Origin of the sequence: Ensifer sp. LC384, assembly GCF_001695865.1 — a bacterium.
Taxonomy (GTDB): Bacteria; Pseudomonadota; Alphaproteobacteria; order Rhizobiales; family Rhizobiaceae; genus Ensifer.
Window position 1 is genome coordinate 163344 of sequence record NZ_MBST01000045.1, and the last position, 17853, is coordinate 181196.

A 17853-nucleotide genomic window follows, 5' to 3' on the forward strand; every position below is an offset into this window, starting at 1 on the left:
ATGAGCGCGACCTATACGATCACCCTGAAAAACTGTGCCTTCTTTGCGCGCCATGGCGTTCTCGACGAAGAAGAATTCCTCGGCCAGCGGTTCTTCGTCGATGCAGAGCTCGAAGTGGAGCAGGGCACGGCGCTGGTCGACGATTCGATCGACGACACCGTGCACTATGGCATCGCCTTTACCGAGATCGAGCGAATCGTCACGGGACGCCGGCGCTACCTGATCGAGGCGTTGGCCCTCGAGGTCGCCAAGACGCTCTGTGTGCGCTTCCCGCAGATCCGCCGCGCGAAGGTTTCCGTCCGCAAGCCGAACGCACCTGTGCCCGGCGTGCTCGACTATGTCGAAGTGACCGTCGAGCATGTCGCCTGACATGAGCGGAGCGATCGCGACACTGGGGCTGGGCGGAAATCTGGGCGAGCCGCCAAAGGCCATGGCCGAAGCCCTGCAGATGCTCGACGCCCGGCCGGATTGCACGGTTCGAGCCGTTTCACGCCTGTTTCGCACACCCCCCTGGGGCAAGACCGACCAGGCCTGGTTCTTCAATGCCTGCGCTGAAGTCGAAACGACGCTCGGCCCGGAAGCGTTGCTGGATGCCTGCCTCGACATCGAGCGGCAGATGAAGCGGGTGCGCGACGAGCGCTGGGGCCCGCGGACGATCGACATCGATATCCTGACCTTCGGCGACATCTCCCAGACCGAGACCAAGCTGGAACTGCCGCATCCACGCATGACCGCACGCGGTTTCGTCCTGATGCCGCTCGCGGACTTCGCTGCTGCCATGAGCGTGAACGGACGGCGGGTCGAGGAGTGGCTGGCGGATGCCGATGTCACCGGGATAGAGGTGGCCGACGAAGACAGCGGCTGGTGGCGGGCAGGGACCTGAGATCAAGTAGGGTAGAAGAGAAAAGCCCTGGCGTTCGACCGGGGCTTTTCTCTTGAACGGTCCTGCCGCTTACTTGATCGAGCCAACGGCGATGTTATCGACCTGACGGTTGAGGCTGACGCCGATCACCGGCACCATCGTATCCTCGACCTTGACCGAGATCGTGATGTTCATCGTCGAGTCGTTCTGAAGCCGGGCGATCATCGCGCCATTCAGCTTCTTGCGGTTGATGCCGACGACGACCTTGTCCTTGGCGACGTTGCCTGACACCACGTCGAGGCCCTTGCCGTCAGCGCCATCGAGGAACTTGCCGGTGTAGCTGCTGCCCTTCTGGGTGATCAGCGCCGACATCGGCTGCTTGAACACGCCAACCCGGCAGAAGCCGTCGAGCTTGATGCCGGCATCATTGCCGGCAACCGGTTCGCCGGCGAGATCGCAGGTGAACTTGGTGCCCTTGTATTTTCCGGCGACAATCTCGCCGGGACCCTTCCACTGGCCGGAGACTTTCTCGAAGAAAGCCTTGTCCTTGCCGCCGGAAATGGCTGGCGTCGCAACGCCGACGGTTGCTGCAAGCGCGAAGGCGGCAGTGCCGCGAGCGATCAAAGAAGGGCGCGAGAACATAAACGATCCTTGATGGGTCAACGTCCGAAACTAGGAGTCACATTTGCGCTCAAATGGTTAATGGACGGTTTCTTCCGGGTGGATATCGAGGCTTCTTTGTGTCGATGATACCGCTTTGTGGGCAGCAGATCGGATGGCCGCAAGGCGGTCACCGCAGCCTCACCGTCATGTGCACCGATGCGCGCAGACGTGTTTATGAAACTCTGTCGCAACGGCGTACGTATCCACTTGAAACGCGGAGGTTTCACGATGGCAACGGCGATTAACGACACCCCGGAAATGGACGTCTCGCGGACGCTCACAATCCGCCGTCACGGACTTGCCACGCGGCTGACCCATTGGCTGTGGGCACTGGCATTGTTCTTCCTGCTCTTGAGTGGCTTGCAGATCTTCAATGCCCATCCGACGCTTTATCTCGGGCAGCAATCGGGATTTGCCTTCGACAACAGCGTTCTTTCCATCGGCGCCACTCGCACGGAAGATGGAGAGGTCAGGGGTGTCACGACGTTGCTTGGCCACCGGTTCGATACCACAGGCGCCCTCGGGGTCAGCGGTCCCGCTGATCGCCGCGCCTACAGGGCCTTTCCGGCCTGGCTGACGCTCCCGTCCTATCTGGACCTGGCGACGGGCCGCGTGGTGCATTTCTTCTTCGCGTGGCTTTTCGCGATGGTCTTTTTTGTTTGGCTGGTTGCGAGCCTGATCAACGGGCACCTGCGCCGCGACATCCTGCCATCGGGCGCCGACATCCGCAGCCTGCCACAGAGCTTCATCAACCACCTGCGGTTCCGGTTCGATCACGGCCGCAGTTACAACGGCTTGCAGAAACTCTCTTATGCCGCTGTTTTGCTGATCTTTTTTCCGTTGATGATCCTGACGGGGCTGACGATGTCGCCGGGCATGGACGCGGCTTGGCCATGGCTGGTCGATCTCTTCGCCGGCCGGCAGACGGCACGAACGATCCACTTCGTCATCATGATTCTGCTCGTCATCTTCTTCGTCGTCCACATCTTCATGGTGATTGCCGCCGGGCCGATCAACGAATTGCGCTCGATGATAACAGGACGATACCGCATCGGTGGCGAGCTGCCGCGCAAGGAGGCAGGACAATGAGCCGACTTCTGATCAACCGCAGGCGCTTTCTGACGGCCGCCGGCATCGCCGCCTCGACATTACCGCTTGCCGGCTGTGATGCATTTGACGGCATGCTGAAAAACAGAGCGCCAGTCCGCGACGTCCTGGCGTCGGCGAACGGCCTGACCTACCGGGTGCAGCGGCTATTGATGGACGCCGACCGGCTGGCGCCAGAGTTTGGCGAAAGTGAAATCCGGCAGGGGCAGAGGCCGAACGGCTCGACCGAGCCGACCGATCCGGAGTACATTGCACTCCAGCAGCAGGATTTCGCCGGTTACCGCCTCGGTATCACCGGGTTGGTCGAAAAGCCGCTCAGCCTGACATTGACCGAGTTGCGCAACATGCCGTCACGCACCCAGATCACGCGCCACGACTGCGTCGAGGGCTGGAGCTGCATCGCCAAATGGACCGGCGTTCCGCTTGCCAGGGTGCTTGATGAAGCGAAGGCTAAACCGGAAGCGCGTTATGTCGTCTTCCATTGTTTCGATCGCTTGGACCTCGGGCTTTCCGGACCGGCGGCCTACTACGAATCGATCGACCTTACCGATGCGCGCCACCCGCAGACGATCCTTGCCTATGGATTGAACGGAAGGCTGCTTCCGGTCGCCAATGGCGCGCCGCTTCGGGTGCGCATCGAGCGCCAACTCGGCTACAAGATGGCGAAGTATATCAGCACCATCGAGGTCGTTGCGGATCTGTCGCCATTCGGACGCGGACGCGGCGGTTTCTGGGAGGACCTCGGTTACGACTGGTATGCGGGCATCTAGCTCGAGCGGCTAGTCGTCTCCGGTTTGACTGGCCGCCCGACCGCCGCCGGGTGTGAGGTCTGACAGAAAATCGCCGATCCCGGGCCGTTTCAGCGCGCGGAACGGCATGGGCCGGCAAAGGTCCATGGCAGCGATGCCGATGCGCGCCGTCATCAGCCCATTGATCACGCCTTCGCCGAGCCGCGCCGAGAGTTTTGATGCAAGGCCGTGGCCGAGCACCTGCTGGATCAGGCTGTCGCCGGCGGCGATCGAGCCGGTGACGGCGAGGTGGGCGATGACATCGCGCATCAGCCTGATCATGCCGAGCGTGCCGGGGCGGCCGCCGTAAAGCTCGGCCATGGCACGGATCATGCGCGCGGATTCGTAAAGCACATAGCCAAGATCGACGAGCGCGCGCGGGCTGACGGCGGTGACGATCGACACGCGCTTGGAAGCGGCAAGGATGATACGCCGCGCCTCGCGATCGAGCGGCGTCAGCAATTCGCGCTCCGTCAGGTCGAGCAGATGCGGGCCGTCGATGATCTCGCCTTCGGTTTCCTTAAGACGCGCACGACCGCGTGCCGTGCGCGGATTGGCGGCGAGAAGATGGACCAGCTTTTCCGAGGCAGACCGCGCCAGCTTGGTGTTGCCGGAAGCGGCCGCAGTCTCTGTTTCCGATTTCAAGGTCTGGACGGCCGTCAGCTGCATCATGCCTGAAAGCTCGCGCGCAACGACCACCAGCAGCGCCAGGAGCCCGATGGCAACGACTCCCACAGCGGCATAGCCGAGCCAATCGGCGCGGGAGAACAGGTCGCGGATCAGGCGGTCGACCCAAAGGCCTGCCGCGAGCGACAGGAGAATGCCGAAGGCCCCCATGGCGATCTTGCCGACGGACAGGCGACGTCTGCGGGGACTTGCCTCCGGCAGAGCGAGGCTCTCGACCGCGAGTGTGGTTTCCCGGAAGGGATCCTCCGCGTCCGGCGTCATCACCACCTTGTCGTCAAAGCTCGCCGGCGCGCGGCGGGGGCGGGCGCTTTCCGCCGGCTTCGGCTCCGGATCCGGGCTCACCGAAAAGGCGCCGGGCTTGCGCCCCCGACTGTTGGAATCGTCGCTCATGCCAGCCGGTCTCCAAACAGGAACTGCATCGCCCGATCGAGCCGTATATGTGGTACCGACAACTTCAAGCCGCCACCGGTCTCTTCGAGATGCGGAGGCCGGAAACGCACGAAACTCAACTCGGGCAGCGGGTGCACGTCGCCGAATGTTATCGCTGACGCATCGGCATCAAGCACCTTGAAAAGAACTTCAGGATCGTCCGGCAAGTCACCAGGAAATATGGCTGTTTTCCGTTCGCCGTCAAAAGTCTCGCCGTTGATCTTCTCGCCGGAGATCGGTGTGCCGACGATAACCGGAAGCGTATGTCCGCCGTGGTCGACCGTTGCCTCGCGCGTCGCCCGGACCGAGGCGATCGCCATGACTTCCAGTCCCGCGCCGCTCATGCCGATGCTGGCAGCCGCCCGGGTGACCAGCCGCGCTGTGATGCGCTCCAGACGATCGTGGCTTTCGTGGTGCAGATGATCCGCCTTCGTCGCGGCGATCAGCACCCTGTCGATCCTCCGGGTCAAGAACGACGAGAGCCAGCTGTTTGTGCCCGGACGGAAACAGGCCAGCACATCGGCCAGCGCCTGCTCCAGATCGAGCAGGGCGTCCGGCCCGCCATTGATCGCCTGCAGCGCGTCGACGAGGACGATCTGCCGGTCGAGCCGGGCAAAATGTTCGCGAAAAAACGGGCCGACGACGTGCTTCTTGTAGGCCTCGTAGCGACGCTCCATCATCGCCCAGAGCGACCCTTTGGGCGCGCGGCCATCCGGCAGGTCGGGCAGCGGCGAGAAGGTCAGGGCCGGCGACCCCTCGAGATCGCCCGGCATCAGGAAGCGACCGGGCGGCAGGGTCGAGGGTGAGCTGGCGTCCGCCTTGCAGGCCCTGAGATAGGCGGTGAAACTTTCGGCAAGCCGGCGCGCACTGCTTTCGTCGGCGATCGCAGTCGGTCCCGCCGACGAGGCAAGCGTCAGCCAATCCGCCGACAGGTTGGCGCGGCCGCGGGCACGGGCGCGAGCCACCGAATTGTCGCTGAACTCTTTGAAATCCTGCGCGAGTAGCGGCAGGTCCAGCAGCCACTCGCCGGGATAATCGACGATATCGAGCGACAGTCGTCCGGCCGAAAACAGCCTGTTCCAGCCACTTGCGCTCTCGAAGTCGAGGGTTATGCGAAGCTGCGAGATCGCGCGCGTCGAATCCGGCCAGATACGATCGCGCACCAGAGCGGCGATGTGATCCTCATATTGAAAGCGCGGCACGGCGTCGTCCGGCTGTGGCTCAAGCCTTACCTTCGAGACGCGGCCGGAGCGCACCGGTTCGAACACCGGCAGCCGGCCACCGTTCAGGAGATTGTGCACCAGCGACGAGATGAAAACGGTCTTTCCGGCTCTCGAAAGGCCGGTGACACCCAGCCGGATGGTGGGATTGACGAGGCCCGATGCACGATCGGTAAGATTGTCGAGCGCGATCAGGGCGTCGTCTTTGAGGCTGGTCAGATTTGGCGCCAAGTCGTGCTATCCCTTGCGGACCTTGCCGCTTTCGTTCATGCCGATGTCGGCCGCCGAGATGGGCGGCAGGCCCTGTTTGCCTTGGCGATATAGGAAATATTTCCCGCACCGCAACAACGGCATGTCATTTCGGTTCCCTGGTCGGCAGCATCAACGACACCAGCGTGGCCGCAGCGCCGCTGCCTGCGCCTGCCTGCATATCAAGGATCGCAAGGGCTGCGGGCGGATAACCATGCGCAAGCGCGTCGGTCGCCACCTCGTTTCCGGCAAGACGATGGAACAGTTCGTCAATCATCGGATTGTGTCCAACGATCATCAGCGAACTCAGATGCCGGTGAGCATTGATGATGTCGGTGTAGACACTTGCCGGGCCGGTATAGAGCTCGTCGACATAGCGGATTTCGAGGTCTTCACTGACGGTGCGAAAGAAGGGTTCCGCGGTCTGGCGACAACGCACGGCTGTCGAGCACAAGATCAGCTCCGGCCGGATGCCACGATCGGCAGCCATCTCCGCGATCAGCTCCGCCTCGGCATATCCGGTGTCGTCGAGCGCGCGATCAAAATCACGTTGTCCGGGCAGGGCCCAACCGGAGCGGGCATGACGCAGAAGGAGGAGACGGAAGGGCCTGGCGGCACTGTCTTGCATATATGAGTTCCGGTATCTGCCGGCCGCGGGTCGCGACGGGATCGAATATCGCCGGATCGGGGTCTTGCGCGTCTCGCGGCGGATCACCACCTTTTCCCGTCGATGATGCAAAGATCAAGCTGCAAGCCGCTTTTTTCAGGGGATTGCCCGCTTGCTGCCAGACGCGGCAATCCCGGCAAAGGGCGGCGTCGCGCTGGCGGCAGGACATCCAAGTTACGACCGGTCTTCTTGACGACGGGTAGGTGATCATCCCTACGATTAAGATCTCATCTGTAATTTTGATGAAATATTCGCCAGTTAGCCTGAATTGCAAGCATTGTTAAAATACGGTTGAGTGTCTAATCCGAGGCTTGAATCGCGGCTTCCATGGGGCTATACACCGCCGCAATGAGATGTTCTTCAGGAGAATCGCGTTGAGTGAGAAGATCGATCTTAGTACCTTTGTTCTCTCCGAGGACGAGGAATTCATGAATGCCACCCACCGGGCCTATTTCCGGGCCAAGCTCAATGCTTGGAGAAACGATATCCTTCGCGAGGCACGCGAGACACTGGATCACTTGGCCGAGGAGAGCGCCAATCATCCTGATCTCGCTGACAGAGCCTCTTCCGAAACAGACCGGGCGATTGAACTGAGAGCTCGCGACCGACAGCGGAAGTTGATCTCGAAAATCGATGCGGCGCTACAGCGGCTAGATGAAGGGACCTACGGCTATTGCGAGGAAACCGGAGAACCGATCGGTTTGAAGCGTCTGGACGCCCGACCGATTGCAACTCTCTCGATCGAGGCGCAGGAGCGCCACGAGCGTCGGGAAAAGGTCTACAGGGACGAATAAAGGTCCGGTTTCCGGATCAGTCTTTAGAAAAAGGCGCGGTTTGACCGCGCCTTTTTCTTTGTGCTCATGTGTTTGTTTCATGGAGCCGTGACGCAGAATGCGTCAGGGTTTGCGGCCGGCGGAGATGTCGGCGAGCATGCGGTTCATCTCTTCCTCGATCGTCGGTTCCTTGCGGGCATCGTCAAGCGGTGCGCCGAGCAACGGCTCCTGCCGGGCCGTGGCGGCCACCGGCACACGGTTTTCCGGACGTGCGGCGGCTGCAGCCGGCGTCAGCCGCTGCAGGTCTCCGCTGATTTCGGCGTCGAGGATGCGCTCGAAATCCGACAGCGAACTTTGAGCGACGGGCTGCTGTTGGGCGACAGGTACGGGGCGCTGTTCCTGCACCGCAGGCTGGGTCGGAAGCACCCGGCTGCGGGCGGCATCGAAAATGCCTTCGACCTTCTCGGCCGTGTTTGCGGGGGGAACGATCTCGGGTGTCGGTGGCGCAACCCTTGCGACCGGGCGCGGCTCGACGGCCATTACGGGAGCCTGGCGCTGTTCGGCGACAGCGCGAACAGGCACGGCCGGCTCGACGCGCGCAATCGGCTGCTCCTGTGGCGTCGCCACCGGGCGCACCGGCGCATTGAGGGTCACCTCCGGCTGAGCGACAGGGCGTGACTGCGCCGGCGCTGCCACCTTCATCTGTGTTCCGTTGCCGTCGGCAACCAGCTGCTCGATCGGCCTGCGCTCGATGACAGCCGGACCGTCGTTTGCGAAGGCGCTCTCGTCGATCGGTGCAATCCGGCTTTCGATGACAATATCCGTCGGTCCGCCGATCATGATCAGGTGTTCGACGTCGTCCCGACGCACGAGCACCAGGCGACGACGCGTGTCGACCGCGGCGGCATCGAGCACGGCGAGGCGAGGCTGCCTGTTCTTGCCGCCGCGAATGAACGGCGACGACGGCCTGTTGCGCATTATCCACAGCACGGCCACGAGGCACAGAAGCCCGATCGCAACGGCGCCGGCGGCGATAATGAATCGGCTACCGTTGTCTCCGACGATCGTTTCCATCATAGGCTGAACTCCTTCTGCCTTTCGAGTGGCAGTACTTGACGGCTTTTTTCGGGCCTGGACAAGCACTTCGCCGACATTCCCTGTGAATTGACCGCTGCGCTTCCGCAGAGGTGCTTTTTGCTGTTATCTCTGATCGTTAAAGATGATTCCTATCCGAATGATCGAGGGCGTGTCGGTATTGGCCGATTTTGCCTGGCGGATTGCGCGGATGCCGGCCGGAGCGCCGGACCGAACCGGCCTTGGGCCGGGCGGTATTGGCGGCAGATGAGGACCCGATGACGAAATTGCGGCAGTCAGGTGACTACCAGATGCCGGTTGTTGACCGTGGCGTCAGGCCGGGAACCGTCATGCGGATCGTCCTGCTTGCGATCGTTCTCACCGTCTCTGCGATCGCCTTCGTGATTTTCAAGAACGAACTGGACAACGAGATCGTGCTCGGCATCCTTGGCGTTCTTGCGATGGTCGGGATCTTCTTCCTCGTCTCCTCGGTCATCGGCTTCATCGAGGTGATGCCGCAATCGCGGCCGGACGAGCTGGCGCGCGCCTTTCTCGACGCCCATGAAGACGGCACAATCGTCACGGACCGCAAGGGCCGCATCATTTACGCCAACGCCGCCTACGGCGCGCTGACCGGGGCGAAGAACGCGGCCGGCATCCAGTCGCTCGAGACGATCCTGTCGCGAAACCGCGAGGCGACCGAAGCGATCTACCGCCTGACCAACGGCCTGCACGAGGGCAAGCAGGGACACGAGGAGTTTCGACTGTTGAAGCCGCTCGCCACCGGCGCTGCCTCCAGCGGCTCCGGCGCCCACTGGTTTCGCTTGAAAGCCCGCGTGCTGCCGCTCGAAGACAGCGACCGCAATCCGCTCTACCTCTGGCAGATCGCCGACATCACCGCCGAACGCGACGACCAGGAGCGGTTCTTCAAGGAGCTGCAGAACGCCATCGACTATCTCGACCATGCCCCGGCCGGCTTCTTCTCGGCCGGGCGCAAGGGTGAGATCTTCTACATCAACGCCACCCTTGCGGATTGGCTGGGCATTGACCTGACGAAGTTCCAGCCAGGTTCCATGAGCATCGGCGACCTCGTCGCCGGCGAAGGGTTGACGCTGGTGCAGTCGGTGCAGGCCGAACCCGGACTGAAGAAGACCAAGGTGCTGGACCTCGATCTGCGCAAGACCAATGGCCAGAGCCTGCCGGTGCGCATGGTGCACCGGGTGTCGTCGGCACGCGACGGCGCGCCCGGCGAAAGCCGGACCATCGTCATGTCGCGCGACGGCGGCGAGGACGAGGATCAGTCGGCGTCGAGCGCTGCGATGCGCTTTACCCGCTTCTTCAACAATACGCCGATGGCGATCGCCTCGGTCGACGGAAAAGGCCGAATTCTTCGCACCAATGCGCCGTTTCTCAAGCTATTCTCGGGCCTCGTCTCCCAGGACGATGTCGAGCGCGGCGCGCTGATCGAAACGGTCGTGCACGCGACAGAGAAGGGGCGCCTGCACGACGCACTTGCCGCCGCCAAGGATCGCCAGGGCGACATTGCCCCGATCGACGCACTGCATCCGGTCGATGGCGAGCGCCATTTCCGCTTCTATATCAATGCCGTCATCGACCAGAGCGATCAGGCACCGGAAGAAGCGGCGATCATCTATGCGCTTGAAATTACCGAGCAGAAGGCGCTCGAAAACCAGATGGCGCAGACGCAGAAGATGAATGCGGTCGGCACGCTTGCGGGCGGTATCGCGCACGACTTCAACAACGTGCTGACGGCCATTCTGCTTTCGTCCGACCATCTGCTTTTGTCGGCGCGCCCCGCGGATGCGAGTTTCGCCGACCTGATGGAAATCAAGCGCAATGCCAATCGGGCGGCAGTTCTGGTCCGGCAATTGCTCGCCTTCTCGCGCAAGCAGACCATGCGGCCGACGGTGCTGAGCATGACCGACGTGATCGGCGATTTGCGCATGCTCGTCGATCGCATGACCGGCACCAACGTCAAGGTCGAAGTCGACTACGGGCGCGATCTCTGGCCGGTGCGCACGGATCTCGGCCAATTCGAGCAGGTGCTGCTCAACCTGGCCGTCAACGCGCGCGACGCGATGCCGGCAGGCGGCATCATCACGCTTCGCACGCGCAATCTGCCGTCAAGCGAAATCGCGGCTCTTGGCCGGCGCGAGCTGCCGGAAGAAGATTTTGTGATGGTGGAGGTTTCCGACCAGGGAACCGGCATTCCGCCCGAGATCCTCGACAAGATCTTCGAACCGTTCTTCACCACCAAGGAAGTCGGCAAGGGCACCGGTCTTGGTCTCTCGATGGTCTATGGCATCGTCAAGCAATCCGGCGGCTACATCTATCCGGAATCCGAAGTCGGCAAGGGAACGACATTCCGCATCCTGCTCCCGCGCCATATCGACATTCCCGAAGTCGCCGGTGAGCCGGCGTCGGGCACGTCAGCCGAAACGGTGGCGCTGCCGCCGGTCGAAACCGTCATCAAGCCGGTCGCCAAGGCCGAAGAACCGACGGACCTCACCGGCGATTCGGCCGTCGTCCTTCTCGTCGAGGATGAGGAAGCCGTCCGCCGCGGCGGCAAGCGCATGCTCGAGACACGCGGCTATACCGTCCATGAGGCCGGTTCCGGCGTCGAAGCGCTCGATATCATGGACGAGCTTGATGGTGCCGTCGATATCGTCGTGTCTGATGTGGTGATGCCGGAAATGGACGGGCCGACACTCCTGACGGAGTTGCGTAAGAAATACCCAGACCTAAAATTCATCTTCGTTTCGGGTTACGCGGAAGACGCATTCGCCCGCAATCTGCCGGCCGACGCAAAGTTCGGCTTCCTACCGAAGCCGTTCTCGCTGAAGCAACTGGCAGTGGCCGTGCGCGAAATGCTGGATTCCTGAGCCGCTTGCCGACGTTCACGTCACCGCAAAAGAAAGGCCCGACGCTTGCGCGTCGGGCCTTTCTTTTTGTCGTCTCGCTGACTGTCGCCCCTACTTCGCGGCGAGCGCGACAGCAATTTCGCCGGCGAGGCGGGCATTGTTCTCGACCAGCGCGATGTTGGTTTCGAGGCTGCGGCCTTCGGTCAGATGGAAGAGGTTGTCGAGCAGGTACGGCGTCACCGCCTTGCCTGTGATTTCGTCGCGTTCGGCGTTGTCGAGCGCGCGCGCGATGTAGATTTCCATCTCCTCGCGCGGGATCTCGCTTTCGGCTGGAACTGGGTTGGCGATCAGCATGCCGCCGTCGACGCCGAGCAGTTCGCGCATGTTCTGGAAGTTGGCGATTGCTGCCGGGCTGTTGAGCATCAGCGGGCTCTTGAGGCCTGAATCGCGCGACCAGAAGGCCGGGAACACGTCGCTGTCATAGGTGACGACGGGCACGCCGCGGGTTTCGAGAACTTCGAGTGTCTTCGGAATGTCGAGAATGGCCTTGGCGCCGGCGCAAACGACGATGACAGCCGTGCGTCCCAGTTCGTCGAGGTCGGCGGAGATGTCGAAGCTCAGCTCGGCGCCACGGTGCACGCCGCCAATGCCGCCGGTCGCAAAGACGCGGATGCCGGCACGGGCGGCAGCGATCATCGTCGCGGCAACGGTCGTCGCACCAGTGCGGCGCTCTGCGATCGCAAAGGCAAGATCGGCACGCGATACCTTCATCGCGCCTTCAGTCTTTGCCAGTTCTTCGAGCTTGACGTCATCAAGGCCGATATGAAGCACGCCGTGGATGACGGCAATGGTCGCCGGAACGGCGCCCTGGTCGCGAATGATCGCTTCGACGCTGCGGGCCATGTTCAGGTTGCCCGGATAGGGCATGCCATGGGTGATGATGGTCGATTCCAGCGCCACGATGGGCGCGCCGCGCGCCTTGGCGGCTGCAACCTCGTCGGAATATTCCATCGGCAGGAAGGGGGAAGCGGGTTTGGTCATGGTTTTTCCTTGGGAGTTCGGTAGCGGCGTTCATGCCAGCATTTGAGGTGCCGGCACAAGAGCCCGCGCCCGTTCGAGATTGGCCTGCGACATTTGTTCCGAGGCGGCCAAGGGGGAGCGAAGCGTAATGCCGGCAGACGCAATACCGTGCCGCAGGCATTCCGAAAGATCGTGACCGGCAAGCCGGGCGGCGAGGAAGCCGGACGCCAAAGCATCGCCGGCACCGGTGACATCGGCGAGTTCCGGCAAAGCCGGTGGCGTCGCGACGCAAACGGTTTCGCGATCGAAGGCGACCACCGCGCGGCCGCCGCGGGTGACGACGCCACCATTGAGACCGGCGGCGCGCAAAAGCGGCGGCCAGCCCTCAGCATCCGCTACGTCCTTGCCGGTGAGCGCCCGCGCCTCCGCTTCGTTCATGAACAGGAAGCCAAGCTTGGCTAGGCTCGGCTGGAACCGGATCACTTTTGCCGGCGAAACAGCGATGCCAGCGACGATGCGCCCGTCGCAGGACGCTGCCTCGACGAGAGCGGCAATCGTTTCTTCCGGCAGGTTCGCATCGGTCAGAACCAGCCGGCTGTCGGCGATGGCGTCGCGCAGTGCGCGACGCTGCAACTGGCGCGGCGAGAACATCCGGTAAAGATCCATGTCGGCAAGCGCGATCACCAGGTTGCCGTCATTCTCGATGATCGCGGTGTAGCTCGGCGTCGTGCGGTCAAGGAAGGTGAGGGGATTATCGATCACGCCAGCGGCGGCGGCGGCGGCCGTTACCATCTCACCGGCCGCGTCTCCGCCGCGCGTGCTGATCATCCTCACGCTATGCCCCAGTCGCGCCAGATTGCGCGCAGCGTTGAAACCGCCGCCGCCAGCTTCCTCGAACCAGGTGCCGGGGTTGCTCGAACCGGGCGCGGTCGTGCCGGTGATGCGGCCACGCCGATCGATATGGGCGCCGCCAAAGACGGCGATTTCGCCTTCCGTCATGAATGTTCCTCTGCTGTCTCTTGGGCGAATCGGATCAGCACCGTTCATCGTCTCGAGGCGCGCGGGGCGCTGTCGAAAAACTTACCCCGCAATGCGTGAACATGAATCGAACACAATCCGAATAATTCCTATTTTTCAATACCTTGTTCTGCCCTTGCAAAAACGGAACAAAACATGTACAAAAACTCGTGCGGCGGCTTCATTGCCTCGGTAGCTTCAATAACCTAAAGGTGGACCAAATGGCACAAAACTCTTTGCGGCTCGTAGAGGACAAATCGGTGGATAAAAGCAAGGCACTTGAAGCGGCACTTTCCCAGATCGAACGGTCGTTCGGCAAGGGATCGATCATGAAGCTCGGTGGGAAGGACAGCATCATTGAGATCGAGACGGTTTCGACCGGCTCTCTCAGCCTGGACATCGCACTCGGCATCGGCGGCCTGCCGAAGGGCCGCATCGTTGAAATCTATGGTCCGGAAAGCTCGGGCAAGACGACGCTGGCGCTGCAGACGATCGCAGAGGCACAGAAGAAGGGCGGCATCTGCGCCTTCGTCGACGCGGAACATGCACTCGATCCGGTCTATGCGCGCAAGCTGGGCGTCGATCTGGAAAATCTGCTGATCTCGCAGCCCGACACCGGTGAGCAGGCGCTTGAAATCACCGACACGCTGGTCCGCTCCGGGGCGATCGACGTTCTCGTCGTCGACTCCGTCGCAGCGCTCGTGCCGCGCGCCGAAATCGAAGGCGAAATGGGCGACAGCCTGCCGGGTATGCAGGCCCGCCTGATGAGCCAGGCGCTGCGCAAGCTGACGGCTTCGATCTCGAAGTCGAACTGCATGGTGATCTTCATCAACCAGATCCGCATGAAGATCGGCGTCATGTTCGGTTCGCCGGAAACGACGACGGGCGGCAACGCGTTGAAATTCTACGCCTCGGTTCGCCTCGACATCCGCCGTATCGGTTCCGTCAAGGAGCGCGAAGAAGTCGTCGGCAACCAGACGCGCGTCAAGGTCGTCAAGAACAAGATGGCGCCTCCGTTCAAACAGGTCGAGTTCGACATCATGTATGGCGAAGGCGTCTCCAAGACCGGCGAACTCGTCGATCTCGGCGTCAAGGCGGGCATCGTCGAGAAGTCCGGTGCCTGGTTCTCCTATAACAGCCAGCGCCTCGGCCAGGGTCGCGAGAACGCCAAGACGTTCCTCAGGGACAATCCGGACCTGTCGCGCGAGATCGAGACGGCTCTGCGTCAGAACGCCGGCCTGATTGCCGACCGGTTCCTCGAGAATGGCGGCCCGGAAGCCGACGACGGCGACGACGCCGCCGAAGCATAATCAGCAAGCAAAGCTTTGAGCTTTCAAAAACCGGTCGCCCTCGTCGGCGGCCGGTTTTTTGCTGCCGTCTGGACAGCATGATACGCGAACGATAAAAGCCTGTGGTTCCGGCGACCGAGGGCGTTGGAGGGCGCAGCCGTCAGGGACGGCTGCGGGGTTGAAGGACAACGGCGAGTGGCGCGGCAAATGCCGGGGCTTGGGCCTGAATTGGTGCACAGATAGGACGCAAGATGAGCGGCGTGAATGAAATCCGGTCGACGTTTCTCGACTATTTCCGCAGGAATGGTCATGAGGTGGTGTCGTCGAGCCCGTTGGTGCCGCGCAACGACCCGACGCTGATGTTCACCAATGCCGGCATGGTGCAGTTCAAGAACGTCTTCACCGGGCTTGAGCAGCGTCCCTATTCGACGGCCGTAACCGCACAGAAATGCGTGCGCGCCGGCGGCAAGCACAACGACCTCGACAATGTCGGCTACACCGCGCGCCACCACACCTTCTTCGAGATGCTCGGCAACTTCTCCTTTGGCGATTACTTCAAGGAGAATGCCATCGAATTTGCCTGGAACCTGATCACCAAGGAATATGGCCTCGACGCCAAGCGCCTGCTGGTCACGGTCTATCACACCGACGACGAGGCTTTCGGCCTGTGGAAGAAGATCGCCGGCCTAACCGACGACCGCATCATCCGTATTCCGACCAGCGACAATTTCTGGGCCATGGGCGATACCGGCCCTTGCGGTCCTTGCTCGGAAATCTTCTACGACCACGGCGACAAGATCTGGGGCGGACCTCCGGGTTCTGCCGATGAGGACGGCGACCGCTTCATCGAGATCTGGAACCTCGTCTTCATGCAGTACGAGCAGATCACCAAGGAAGAGCGCGTTAACCTGCCGCGTCCGTCGATCGACACCGGCATGGGCCTTGAACGCCTGGCAGCCGTGCTGCAGGGCCAGCACGACAACTACGACATCGATCTCTTCCGGGCGCTGATTGCCGCGTCTGAGGAAGCAACCGGCGTCAAGGCCGAAGGCGACCAGCGCGCCAGCCACCGCGTTATCGCCGACCACCTGCGTTCGTCCGCCTTCCTGATCGCCGATGGCGTGCTGCCGTCGAACGAGGGCCGCGGTTATGTGTTGCGCCGTATCATGCGCCGCGCCATGCGCCACGCGCAGCTGCTCGGCGCCCGCGATCCGCTGATGTGGAAGCTGCTGCCGGCGCTTGTCAGCCAGATGGGGCGCGCCTATCCGGAACTGATGCGCGCCGAAGCGCTGATCTCGGAAACGCTGAAGCTCGAGGAAACCCGTTTCCGCAAGACGCTGGAGCGCGGCCTCAACCTCCTGTCCGAAGCCTCGGCCGACCTTTCCGAAGGCGACCAGTTCAACGGCGAGACCGCCTTCAAGCTCTACGACACCTACGGTTTTCCGCTCGACCTGACCCAGGACGCGCTGCGCGCCAAGGGGATTTCCGTCGACACCGACGCCTTCACCTCCGCCATGGAGCGGCAGAAGGCCGAGGCCCGCGCCAATTGGGCCGGCTCCGGCGAAGCGGCAACCGAAACCATCTGGTTCGAGCTGCGCGAAAAGCACGGCGCGACCGAATTCCTCGGCTACGACACGGAAGTCGCCGAAGGCGTCGTGCAGGCGATCGTGCGCGATGGCTCCGTCGCTCAGTCGGCCACCAAGGGTGAAACTGTCCAGATCGTCCTCAACCAGACGCCGTTCTACGGCGAATCGGGTGGCCAGATGGGCGATACGGGTACGATCACCACGGACGGCGGCAAGCTGACGATCACCGACACGCAGAAGCGCGGTGAGGGCCTGTTCGTTCATTTCGGCGTCGTTGCCGAAGGCACGATCAAGACCGGCGACGCGGCTCAGCTCGACGTCGACCACGCCCGCCGCTCGCGCCTTCGGGCCAACCATTCGGCAACCCACCTGCTGCACGAGGCGCTGCGCGAAGTGCTCGGCACTCATGTGGCGCAGAAGGGTTCGCTGGTGGCACCCGAGCGCCTGCGCTTCGACGTATCGCATCCGAAGCCGATGACGACCGAGGAGTTGAAGATCGTCGAGGAGATGGCAAACGAGATGATCGTTCAGAACACGCCGGTTACCACCCGCCTGATGAGCGTCGACGATGCGATCGCGGAAGGCGCCATGGCGCTGTTCGGCGAAAAGTACGGCGACGAAGTGCGCGTCGTGTCCATGGGCCAGGGCATTCACGGCTCCAAGGCCAACCGTCCGTATTCCGTCGAGCTCTGCGGCGGCACCCACGTTTCGGCGACCGGCGACATCGGTCTCGTCCGCGTCGTTTCTGAAAGTGCCGTTGGCGCCGGCGTGCGCCGCGTCGAAGCGCTGACGGGCGAGGCAGCCCGCGCCTACCTCAATGAGCAGGACGAGCGGGTAAAGACGCTTGCCAACACGCTCAAGGTTCAGCCGGGCGACGTGCTCGGCCGCGTCGAGGCGCTTCTCGACGAGCGCCGCAAGCTGGAGCGCGAACTGACTGAAGCCAAGAAGAAGCTGGCGCTCGGTGGCGGCGGTCAGGCGGGATCGAGCGATGCCGCGCGCGATATCGCCGGCATGCGTTTCCTCGGCAAGGTCGTTTCCGGTGTCGAACCGAAGGATCTGAAGAGCCTGGCCGACGACGGCAAGAAGAGCCTCGGATCCGGTGTGGTTGCCTTCGTCGGCGTTTCCGGCGATGGCAAGGCAAGTGCTGTCGTGGCCGTTACCGACGACCTGACGTCCAAGGTGAGCGCCGTCGATCTCGTGCGCATCGCCTCGGCGGCGCTGGGCGGCAAGGGTGGCGGCGGCCGCCCTGACATGGCGCAGGCCGGCGGCCCTGATGGCGAGCGGGCGGCGGAAGCGATCGAGGCCGTTGCCGTGGCATTGTCCGGTTAAGGCAACTGCATAATTCCTTAAATCGGATCCGATTTAAGGACAAAATCATGCAGCAAGTTTAGAGCGTTACGGCGCCGCGCGTCATATCTGACGCGCGGCGCCGTAGGCGCAGAAACGTAAAATTGAAAAGGGCGTCCGTTTCGGGCGCCTTTTTTTGTGGCTGCGATTGGCCTTCGGTCCGGCAGTCGCAAAACTCCGCAGGATTTGTCAA

General features: G+C 62.5%; 15 protein-coding genes. 8 read left to right on the top strand and 7 right to left on the bottom strand.

Going from position 1 to position 17853, the window contains the following annotated elements:
• Positions 1-369 (top strand): dihydroneopterin aldolase, encoded by a 369-nt coding sequence (gene folB, locus BC363_RS26010; protein ID WP_053247535.1) that lies wholly within the window; start codon positions 1-3, stop codon positions 367-369.
• Positions 359-883: a 2-amino-4-hydroxy-6-hydroxymethyldihydropteridine diphosphokinase gene (gene folK / locus BC363_RS26015; protein WP_065780125.1), complete on the top strand. Its 525-nt coding sequence runs from the start codon at positions 359-361 to the stop codon at positions 881-883. The genes folB and folK overlap by 11 nt, the downstream gene beginning before the upstream one ends.
• Before the next feature lie 69 nt (positions 884-952).
• Here folK and BC363_RS26020 read toward each other — a convergent pair whose 3' ends face one another.
• A complete protein-coding gene (locus BC363_RS26020) occupies positions 953-1504 on the bottom strand; it encodes a hypothetical protein (RefSeq protein WP_065780127.1) in 552 nt (183 codons plus the stop codon).
• Positions 1505-1783: 279 nt separating this feature from the next.
• On the opposite strand from BC363_RS26020, the gene BC363_RS26025 reads away from it, so the two are divergent.
• Positions 1784-2614, top strand: a complete 831-nt coding sequence (locus BC363_RS26025; RefSeq protein WP_065780360.1) for a cytochrome b/b6 domain-containing protein — start codon at positions 1784-1786, stop codon at positions 2612-2614.
• On the top strand, positions 2611-3402 hold the full coding sequence (locus tag BC363_RS26030; RefSeq protein WP_065780129.1) for a molybdopterin-binding protein: 792 nt from the start codon (positions 2611-2613) through the stop codon (positions 3400-3402). The genes BC363_RS26025 and BC363_RS26030 overlap by 4 nt, the downstream gene beginning before the upstream one ends.
• A gap of 9 nt (positions 3403-3411) precedes the next feature.
• Here the strand turns inward: BC363_RS26030 and BC363_RS26035 are convergent, their stop codons facing one another.
• The 3 genes from BC363_RS26035 to BC363_RS26045 form a co-directional block, all read right to left on the bottom strand.
• Positions 3412-4497 carry a TIGR01620 family protein gene (locus BC363_RS26035; RefSeq protein WP_065780131.1) on the bottom strand — a complete coding sequence of 362 codons (1086 nt, stop codon included), beginning with the start codon at positions 4495-4497 and terminating at the stop codon, positions 3412-3414.
• On the bottom strand, positions 4494-5987 hold the full coding sequence (locus tag BC363_RS26040; RefSeq protein WP_065780133.1) for a YcjX family protein: 1494 nt from the start codon (positions 5985-5987) through the stop codon (positions 4494-4496). The genes BC363_RS26035 and BC363_RS26040 overlap by 4 nt, the downstream gene beginning before the upstream one ends.
• Before the next feature lie 124 nt (positions 5988-6111).
• Positions 6112-6633 (bottom strand): histidine phosphatase family protein, encoded by a 522-nt coding sequence (locus BC363_RS26045; protein WP_065780362.1) that lies wholly within the window; start codon positions 6631-6633, stop codon positions 6112-6114.
• A gap of 413 nt (positions 6634-7046) precedes the next feature.
• Here BC363_RS26045 and dksA point away from each other — a divergent pair, with 413 nt between their 5' ends.
• The gene (dksA, locus tag BC363_RS26050; protein ID WP_025427181.1) at positions 7047-7466 is read left to right on the top strand and encodes an RNA polymerase-binding protein DksA; all 420 of its coding nucleotides are present in this window, start codon (positions 7047-7049) and stop codon (positions 7464-7466) included.
• A gap of 102 nt (positions 7467-7568) precedes the next feature.
• Here dksA and BC363_RS26055 read toward each other — a convergent pair whose 3' ends face one another.
• A complete protein-coding gene (locus tag BC363_RS26055; RefSeq protein WP_065780135.1) occupies positions 7569-8522 on the bottom strand; it encodes a flagellar biosynthetic protein FliO in 954 nt (317 codons plus the stop codon).
• A 275-nt stretch (positions 8523-8797) separates the two neighbouring features.
• On the opposite strand from BC363_RS26055, the gene BC363_RS26060 reads away from it, so the two are divergent.
• Positions 8798-11422, top strand: a complete 2625-nt coding sequence (locus tag BC363_RS26060; RefSeq protein ID WP_065780137.1) for a PAS domain-containing sensor histidine kinase — start codon at positions 8798-8800, stop codon at positions 11420-11422.
• A gap of 90 nt (positions 11423-11512) precedes the next feature.
• Here BC363_RS26060 and BC363_RS26065 read toward each other — a convergent pair whose 3' ends face one another.
• Both BC363_RS26065 and BC363_RS26070 read right to left on the bottom strand, forming a co-directional pair.
• Complete coding sequence (locus BC363_RS26065; protein ID WP_065780140.1) at positions 11513-12442, bottom strand: pseudouridine-5'-phosphate glycosidase; 930 nt, start codon at positions 12440-12442, stop codon at positions 11513-11515.
• A 30-nt stretch (positions 12443-12472) separates the two neighbouring features.
• Positions 12473-13420 carry a carbohydrate kinase family protein gene (locus BC363_RS26070; RefSeq protein WP_065780142.1) on the bottom strand — a complete coding sequence of 316 codons (948 nt, stop codon included), beginning with the start codon at positions 13418-13420 and terminating at the stop codon, positions 12473-12475.
• Between the two features lie 239 nt (positions 13421-13659).
• On the opposite strand from BC363_RS26070, the gene recA reads away from it, so the two are divergent.
• Both recA and alaS read left to right on the top strand, forming a co-directional pair.
• Entirely contained in the window at positions 13660-14748 is a 1089-nt protein-coding gene (gene recA, locus BC363_RS26075) for a recombinase RecA (protein WP_065780144.1), read from the top strand.
• Between the two features lie 230 nt (positions 14749-14978).
• Positions 14979-17642, top strand: a complete 2664-nt coding sequence (gene alaS, locus BC363_RS26080; RefSeq protein ID WP_065780146.1) for an alanine--tRNA ligase — start codon at positions 14979-14981, stop codon at positions 17640-17642.
• Positions 17643-17853 lie beyond the last annotated feature (211 nt).

Excerpts from the sequence above, each read along its gene's own strand:
- BC363_RS26070 (WP_065780142.1), bottom strand. The coding sequence starts at position 13,420 with ATGACGGAAGGCGAAATCGCCGTCTTTGGCGGCGCCCATATCGATCGG.
- BC363_RS26065 (WP_065780140.1), bottom strand. The coding sequence starts at position 12,442 with ATGACCAAACCCGCTTCCCCCTTCCTGCCGATGGAATATTCCGACGAG.
- BC363_RS26055 (WP_065780135.1), bottom strand. The coding sequence starts at position 8,522 with ATGATGGAAACGATCGTCGGAGACAACGGTAGCCGATTCATTATCGCC.
- folB (WP_053247535.1), top strand. The coding sequence starts at position 1 with ATGAGCGCGACCTATACGATCACCCTGAAAAACTGTGCCTTCTTTGCG.
- recA (WP_065780144.1), top strand. The coding sequence starts at position 13,660 with ATGGCACAAAACTCTTTGCGGCTCGTAGAGGACAAATCGGTGGATAAA.
- BC363_RS26035 (WP_065780131.1), bottom strand. The coding sequence starts at position 4,497 with ATGAGCGACGATTCCAACAGTCGGGGGCGCAAGCCCGGCGCCTTTTCG.
- BC363_RS26045 (WP_065780362.1), bottom strand. The coding sequence starts at position 6,633 with ATGCAAGACAGTGCCGCCAGGCCCTTCCGTCTCCTCCTTCTGCGTCAT.
- BC363_RS26030 (WP_065780129.1), top strand. The coding sequence starts at position 2,611 with ATGAGCCGACTTCTGATCAACCGCAGGCGCTTTCTGACGGCCGCCGGC.
- BC363_RS26060 (WP_065780137.1), top strand. The coding sequence starts at position 8,798 with ATGACGAAATTGCGGCAGTCAGGTGACTACCAGATGCCGGTTGTTGAC.
- folK (WP_065780125.1), top strand. The coding sequence starts at position 359 with ATGTCGCCTGACATGAGCGGAGCGATCGCGACACTGGGGCTGGGCGGA.
- BC363_RS26020 (WP_065780127.1), bottom strand. The coding sequence starts at position 1,504 with ATGTTCTCGCGCCCTTCTTTGATCGCTCGCGGCACTGCCGCCTTCGCG.
- alaS (WP_065780146.1), top strand. The coding sequence starts at position 14,979 with ATGAGCGGCGTGAATGAAATCCGGTCGACGTTTCTCGACTATTTCCGC.
- BC363_RS26025 (WP_065780360.1), top strand. The coding sequence starts at position 1,784 with ATGGACGTCTCGCGGACGCTCACAATCCGCCGTCACGGACTTGCCACG.